7 protein-coding genes are annotated in these 6883 nt (G+C 35.5%); 4 read left to right on the top strand and 3 right to left on the bottom strand.

The window, feature by feature from the left end; all coding sequences use genetic code 11:
• Window positions 1-236: 236 nt before the first annotated feature.
• Entirely contained in the window at window positions 237-689 is a 453-nt protein-coding gene (bcp, locus tag ACIQ2X_RS12235; RefSeq protein WP_396179201.1) for a thioredoxin-dependent thiol peroxidase, read from the bottom strand.
• Window positions 690-723: 34 nt separating this feature from the next.
• Here bcp and nth point away from each other — a divergent pair, with 34 nt between their 5' ends.
• Window positions 724-1389, top strand: a complete 666-nt coding sequence (gene nth / locus ACIQ2X_RS12230; RefSeq protein ID WP_396179200.1) for an endonuclease III — start codon at window positions 724-726, stop codon at window positions 1387-1389.
• A 20-nt stretch (window positions 1390-1409) separates the two neighbouring features.
• Here the strand turns inward: nth and ACIQ2X_RS12225 are convergent, their stop codons facing one another.
• Complete coding sequence (locus ACIQ2X_RS12225; RefSeq protein WP_396179199.1) at window positions 1410-1553, bottom strand: hypothetical protein; 144 nt, start codon at window positions 1551-1553, stop codon at window positions 1410-1412.
• A gap of 45 nt (window positions 1554-1598) precedes the next feature.
• On the bottom strand, window positions 1599-2183 hold the full coding sequence (locus ACIQ2X_RS12220; RefSeq protein WP_396179198.1) for an RNA polymerase sigma factor: 585 nt from the start codon (window positions 2181-2183) through the stop codon (window positions 1599-1601).
• A 366-nt stretch (window positions 2184-2549) separates the two neighbouring features.
• On the opposite strand from ACIQ2X_RS12220, the gene uvrA reads away from it, so the two are divergent.
• The 3 genes from uvrA to ACIQ2X_RS12205 all read left to right on the top strand — a co-directional run bounded on the left by uvrA (window position 2550) and on the right by ACIQ2X_RS12205 (window position 6854).
• Window positions 2550-5363, top strand: coding sequence for an excinuclease ABC subunit UvrA (gene uvrA, locus ACIQ2X_RS12215; RefSeq protein ID WP_396179197.1), 2814 nt, complete (start codon window positions 2550-2552; stop codon window positions 5361-5363).
• Between the two features lie 95 nt (window positions 5364-5458).
• A complete protein-coding gene (locus ACIQ2X_RS12210; protein ID WP_396179196.1) occupies window positions 5459-6451 on the top strand; it encodes a hypothetical protein in 993 nt (330 codons plus the stop codon).
• 163 nt (window positions 6452-6614) lie between these two features.
• Complete coding sequence (locus tag ACIQ2X_RS12205) at window positions 6615-6854, top strand: hypothetical protein (RefSeq protein WP_396179195.1); 240 nt, start codon at window positions 6615-6617, stop codon at window positions 6852-6854.
• Window positions 6855-6883 lie beyond the last annotated feature (29 nt).

Here is a 6883-nt window from a genome sequence, read left to right as displayed (position 1 = left end):
TAAAAAAAGACCGCTAGCTAGAAGCCTTTTGTAAAAAATTAGATTCTATCTTTATTTAATTGCAATGATTTGCAGCTTTTTAAAAAGCCCAAGCCTTTAAAAGATGCCTAAAGATTGTTGAATATCCCCGACAGTAGCGGTATCCTTTTCTTGCGTTTTTTTCCGCAAGAAAAGATACAAGCGGATGGCGGGAACATGGAAAGAACAAATGCCCGGATGATCCGATCCAAGAAAATCTATTTCAGAATTTGAGCGGAGTGTGCTTTGGTTTTTACATCGGAAATTACTTCTTCGATGATGCCGTTTTCGTCGATGACAAAAGTGGTTCGGTGAATACCGTCGTAGCTTTTTCCCATAAATTTTTTTGGACCCCAAACGCCAAAGGCTTCAATTACGGATTTGTCTTCGTCGGCCAAAAGCGGAAACGGGAAATTGTATTTGTCCTTGAATTTGGCTTGTGCCTTTTGAGCATCGGCACTCACACCAAGAAGTGCATAATTATTTTGCTGGAATTGTTCGAAATTGTCACGCAAATCGCAAGCTTCGGCCGTGCAGCCTGGTGTACTTGCTTTTGGGTAAAAAAACACTACCAACTTTTTTCCTGCATAATCCGAAAGTTGACGAAACGTATTGTCTTGGTCAAAACCTGAAAAATCAGGTGCTTTATCGCCTTTTTTTAATTGTGTCATATCTTGTATATTTGTTTGATTAAAATTAGAAAAAATGAACAAAGAAGCACGTGTGGCATTTGTTATAAATACGTTAAAAGAAATTTATCCCAGTATTCCTGTTCCTTTGGATCATAAGGATCCGTACACTTTATTGATTGCAGTTTTGCTTTCGGCACAATGTACCGATGTTCGGGTAAACCAAATTACACCGCTTTTATTTGCCAAAGCCGACAATCCGTATGATATGGTAAAAATGTCGGTAGAAGAAATTCGAGAAATCATCAAACCTTGTGGATTATCGCCGATGAAATCAAAAGGGATTTACGGGTTGTCGCAAATGATTATCGAAAAATATGATGGCCAAGTGCCACAAAGTTTTGAAGCTTTGGAATCATTTCCGGCCGTAGGTCATAAAACGGCCAGTGTGGTGATGTCGCAAGCTTTTGGTGTACCGGCTTTTCCTGTAGATACACATATTCATAGACTTATGTACCGATGGAATTTGAGTAACGGGAAAAATGTAGAGCAAACTGAGAAAGATGCTAAACGACTTTTTCCGAGAGAAACGTGGAACGCCTTGCATTTGCAAATCATTTGGTACGGTCGGGAATATTGTCAGGCTCGGGGTTGGGATTTGGAAAACGACATCATCACTAAGACGATAGGCAGAAAATCGGTTTTGGATGCTTATTATAAAAAAACTCCCGTTAAAAAATAAATTCTTAACGGGAGTTACAATCAATTGGCGATAACTTCTACTTTCAAACCATTTACTTTCAAGTAACTTAATGCTTTAGAGTAATTCAATAAAAAAGAAATGGTCTCTTTTCTTGGTTTGATGTTGGCATTTGCAACTGATTTTTTTGAGTAAATTTTTGCCATAATGTATCTGTTTTAATTGATAACGGTAAAGCAAAAATTATATTGTTAGTTTGCTAACACAATTTTATTTTTTTCAATTACTTTTCTAAGATTCAGTAATGCATACCGCATGCGTCCCAATGCAGTATTGATACTCACTCCTGTTTGCTCAGAAATTTCTTTAAAGCTTAAATCGTGGTACATTCGCATAATCAAAACTTCCTTTTGGTCCTCGGGCAGTTCTTGAATTAATTTTTGTAAATCAGTTTCAATTTGCAATGTAATGATTTGCTGCTCAATATTAGGAACATTATCTGTTATCACTGAAAAGATAGAAAACTCTTCGGTTTCGCGAAGCATCGGCATTTTCTTGTTTTTTCTGAAATGATCGATAACAAGATTATGGGCAATTCGCATCACCCAAGGCAAAAATTTTCCTTCTTCGTTATACGAATTGGATTTTAAAGTTTTGATTACTTTAATAAACGTGTCTTGAAATACATCATCACAGACGTCACGGTCGTTAATTTTAGAAAAAATAAAGTTGTAAATACGGGATTGATGCCTAGTTATTAATATACCTAAAGCTTTTTCGTCTCCAGCTATATAACTTTTTACCAATAAAGCATCGGGAGTTTGAATAGTAGCCATAATTGTCTTTTTAGTGGTTGGATTAACGCTTTTTTTGTGCTAAAAAGTAATTTTGGAAATAGGCTACGCTTTTTTATTGTTTTTGTATTGCCAAATGTAACATAAATAAATCTTAAATTCCAAACATCAATTCAAATTTTAACAGTTTTACTACAATAAAAGACCGTTTTAACAATCTTTTAAAGCAAGAAATTCATTCAAAACTTGATGATACTACTTTCATTAAAATAAATACCGAAATGATTACCTTTGTGAAAATTCAATTTTTTGCTATAAAATCGTTTCGGCAGTCGGCTTTGCGAAAGTGAAGATTTTAGACCGTTACCGATACTTTGCACGACAAACGACTACCAAATTTTTATTTGTATGAACACGGACATTTCAAAATTAGATCCTCGAAAAAATATTATAATAAAAGGCGCTCAAGTCCATAATTTGAAAAATTTGGATGTTGCCATTCCGCGAAATAAGTTAGTAGTTATAACGGGGTTATCCGGTTCTGGTAAATCCAGTTTAGCTTTCGATACTTTATATGCCGAAGGCCAAAGGCGTTACGTAGAAAGTTTGTCCTCCTATGCTCGACAATTTCTTGGGCGTTTGGACAAACCAAAAGTAGAATATATTAAAGGAATCGCTCCCGCAATTGCCATCGAGCAAAAAGTGAACACCACCAACGCGCGTTCTACCGTAGGAACGTCGACCGAAATTTACGATTATTTGAAATTGCTTTACGCCCGAATTGGAAAGACCTTCTCTCCTATTTCTGGAAATGAAGTAAAAAAAGATACCGTAACAGATGTTGTCAACCAGGTAAAAACATTTGAAAAGGGAAGTCGCTGGTTGTTGCTTTCGCCCATTTTGATTGAAAAAGGGCGAACGCTTGAAGAAAAGTTGGGCGTTTTGCTCCAACAAGGATTCTCTAGAATATTGGTCAATAGCGAAACCCTTCGATTGGATGATTTTGCCGAAGTAATGACCAAAATTAATTCCGTAAAAAAGTCAGAAGTCTTGTTGATTATCGACCGAATTGTGGTCAATTCTGAATCATCTGAGTCCGAAGAATTTTATAACCGCCTTTCTGATGCCGTTCAAACAGCCTTTTTTGAAGGAAAAGGATCTTGCTATTTACAAGAAGCTGCTGGTTCAAAACGGTTTTCTTTCAGTAATAAATTTGAACTCGACGGCATCGACTTTTTAGAACCCAATGTCCATTTGTTTAGTTTTAACAATCCTTATGGAGCCTGCCCTGTTTGTGGTGGTTTCGGAAATATTATTGGAATTGACGAAGAATTGGTTGTGCCGAATACTTCCTTATCTATTTATGAAAACGCGGTTTATGCATGGCGTGGCGAAAGCATGAGTTGGTACAAAGACCAATTGGTCAATAGTGCTTATTTATTTGATTTTCCGATACACAAGCCGTATTTTGAACTTTCGGAAGAACAAAAAGAAGTGCTCTGGAAAGGAAACAAACACTTTACGGGCTTGCGTGATTTTTTTGCCGAATTAGAAGAAAAAAATTACAAAATCCAGAACAGAGTGATGCTTTCTCGTTACCGTGGAAAAACAAAATGTTATGCTTGTAAAGGAAAACGACTTCGACCTGAAGCTTCTAATGTTAAAATTTCGGGTAAAACCATTTCGGATTTGGTTGACATGCCGATCAAGCATTTAGCCGCATTTTTTCCGAAATTGGAAGTGTCAGAATTTGATCAGCAAGTAGCCAAACGACTTTTGGTAGAAATCAACAACCGTTTGAAATTTTTAGTGAATGTAGGTTTGGAGTATTTGACTTTGAACCGAAACTCGGCTTCACTTTCTGGTGGCGAATCGCAGCGAATCAACTTGGCAACCTCGTTGGGAAGTAGTTTGGTGGGATCGATGTACATTTTAGATGAACCTAGTATTGGTTTACATCCCAAAGATACCGAACGTTTGATTCACGTTTTGGAGGATTTAAAAGCTTTGGGCAATACCGTTATTGTGGTCGAACACGACGAAGATATTATGAAATCTGCCGATATGATTATTGATATTGGTCCAGAAGCGGGAACTTTTGGCGGTAAATTGGTTGCACAAGGTACTTATGCCGAAATACTGCAATCCGATTCGCTAACTTCACAATATTTGAATGGAACATTAGAAATTGAGGTTCCCACAAAACGCCGAACTTCCAAAAGTTACATTGAAATTTTAGGCGCTCGCGAAAACAACTTAAAAAACGTTGATGTAAAGTTTCCATTAGAAATGCTCACGGTAATCACCGGGGTTTCAGGAAGTGGAAAAAGTACCTTGGTGAAGAAAATTTTGTTTCCAGCGATGCAAAAAAAGCTTGATGGTATGGGTGAAAAAGCAGGACAATTTACCGATTTGAGGGGTTATTACCACCAAATTCAACATATTGAATACATAGATCAAAACCCCATTGGACGAAGTTCGCGTTCCAATCCAGTGACTTATGTAAAGGCGTATGATGACATTCGGGAGTTGTTTGCCAAACAAAAACTGTCGAAAATTCGCGGTTATCAAGCAAAACATTTTTCGTTTAACGTGGATGGTGGTCGTTGCGAAACTTGTAAAGGCGAGGGAAGCATCAATGTTGAAATGGTTTTTATGGCCGATGTTTCGCTTCCATGTGAAGTTTGTAACGGAAAACGCTTTAAGAAAGACGTGCTTGAAGTACAGTTTAACGGGAAGAATATTGACGACATCCTCACGATGACCGTTGACGATGCCGTATCCTTTTTTACCTCTCATAATGAAGCCAAAATCATGCAAAAACTACAACCGCTTCAGGATGTAGGTTTGGGTTATGTTCAATTAGGTCAGTCCTCTTCTACCCTTTCGGGAGGTGAAGCACAGCGAATTAAGTTGGCTACTTTTCTGGTCAAAGGAACTACAAAACAGAAAGCTTTGTTTGTTTTTGACGAACCTACCACAGGATTGCACTTTCACGATATCAAAAAATTGTTGGCTTCCTTTAATGCGTTAATCGAAAAAGGACACTCGGTGATTGTGATTGAACACAACCTGGATTTGATAAAATGTGCCGACTGGATTATTGATTTAGGTCCCGAAGGTGGCGAAAATGGCGGTTATATTCTTGCCGAGGGAACTCCAGAGGAGGTTATGAAAAACAAGAAGAGTGTAACGGGGAAATATTTGAAGGAGAAGTTGTAGGGTTCATATTTAAAAAATTTAATAACCTGTAAATTTCTAATTGGTAAATCTTTTAGATAGCAATATTGGAGCGGGTCTAATAATAATATAGATATATGGAGAATAAATTGGTTCAATGGATTAGAAATCAAAAATACGTATGGAAACACAACCAACGCGCAAGGCAAATGAATTCAGATTTAGAAAAAATTTATTACAAATCCAAAAGCACTGATATTATAGATATCCTATCTGAACTTGACAAGAAAGCAGGCTTAAGTTCGTATGATATTGTTCCGTTTTTAAAGAAAATAAAAAGAATGCCTCAAAAATATGTGCTTATCGAAAAAGGTAGTGGCGGAGCTAGAACTGAAAGGCACATAAACGATGAACTCTTTAAGGAACTTGAACAATTGGAATTTATAAGAATAGTTGAGAACAAACTTTTTTCCACCTTAAACGGAATAACCTTCCCAACATCATTAGAAAACTGTGTATTAAGAGTAAAGTTGTTACCTAAAGGAATTGACTATCTAATTGAGCATCAGAAAAGAAAAAAGAATAATTTTTATCAAATATTTACAATTTGGCTTTTAATATTAGCCTCTTTACTTGCATTCCCTCAAGCTTGTAATGAATTTTTCGAATCAAGGAAAATTGATGATAATATTATCCAACAACAAAATTACAGTCTTGCAGACGCATTACTTTTGGAACAATCAAAAGAATTAGTAGTAGCAAATCATCGAGAATTATATAATTTGCTATCAGAAATTACAGAAATTAATTTAAAGGAAAAAAAAATAACTTCTATAGAACATGAAAAAATTTTTAATTTGTATTACGAATTTGAGAAATTTAATTTAAGGATGCAGGATGCAAATCGTTTGCAAGCTGGAGAATTGATTAATCAACAAAATGCTAAATTTAAAGAGGATAATATATTTAGAGTGTCAGGTTTTAAATTTCAACCTGTAAAAGTAGAAGATTTAAATCAACTCAATGATGAAATTTTTAAAGTCTATGCAGTTTCTAAAATATCAAGGTTTTATGTTCATTCCGCAGGATATATTTTTACGACTCGTAAATATGGTCGAGAAAAACTATAGTATATTTTTACCCGCTATCCGAAGTCTCCCGACTTCGGATTAATTTAAATCTTCCCACAACTATATTCCCCCAGTTCGACCACTTCTAACTTTACACCCCTTTTTCATCTCGTAGTTCTGAATAAACAAAATATTTTGTATTTTTGATTTAAATCACACTAAAATGACTTTTACAAACAAGAACATCGTAGAAAATTATTTTGGGTTATTCGAAAGTTTAAATGCAATAAGTAAGCTTGAACTTATCGAAAAACTGAAAAAATCATTAAAAGCAGAAAGCAAAAATAAAGAAGATGACTTCTATGCCTCTTTTGGTGCTTTTTCTACAGAAAAAACTTCTGATGAAATAAATGCAGCTATAAAAACGAGTAGAACATTTAGAACGAAAGAAATAAAATTCTAATGAACTATTTACTTGATACTAATATTTGT

This window comes from Flavobacterium sp., from assembly GCF_044368625.1.
Lineage (GTDB): Bacteria > Bacteroidota > Bacteroidia > Flavobacteriales > Flavobacteriaceae > Flavobacterium.
This window is presented reverse-complemented; position numbering and strand designations above follow the sequence as displayed.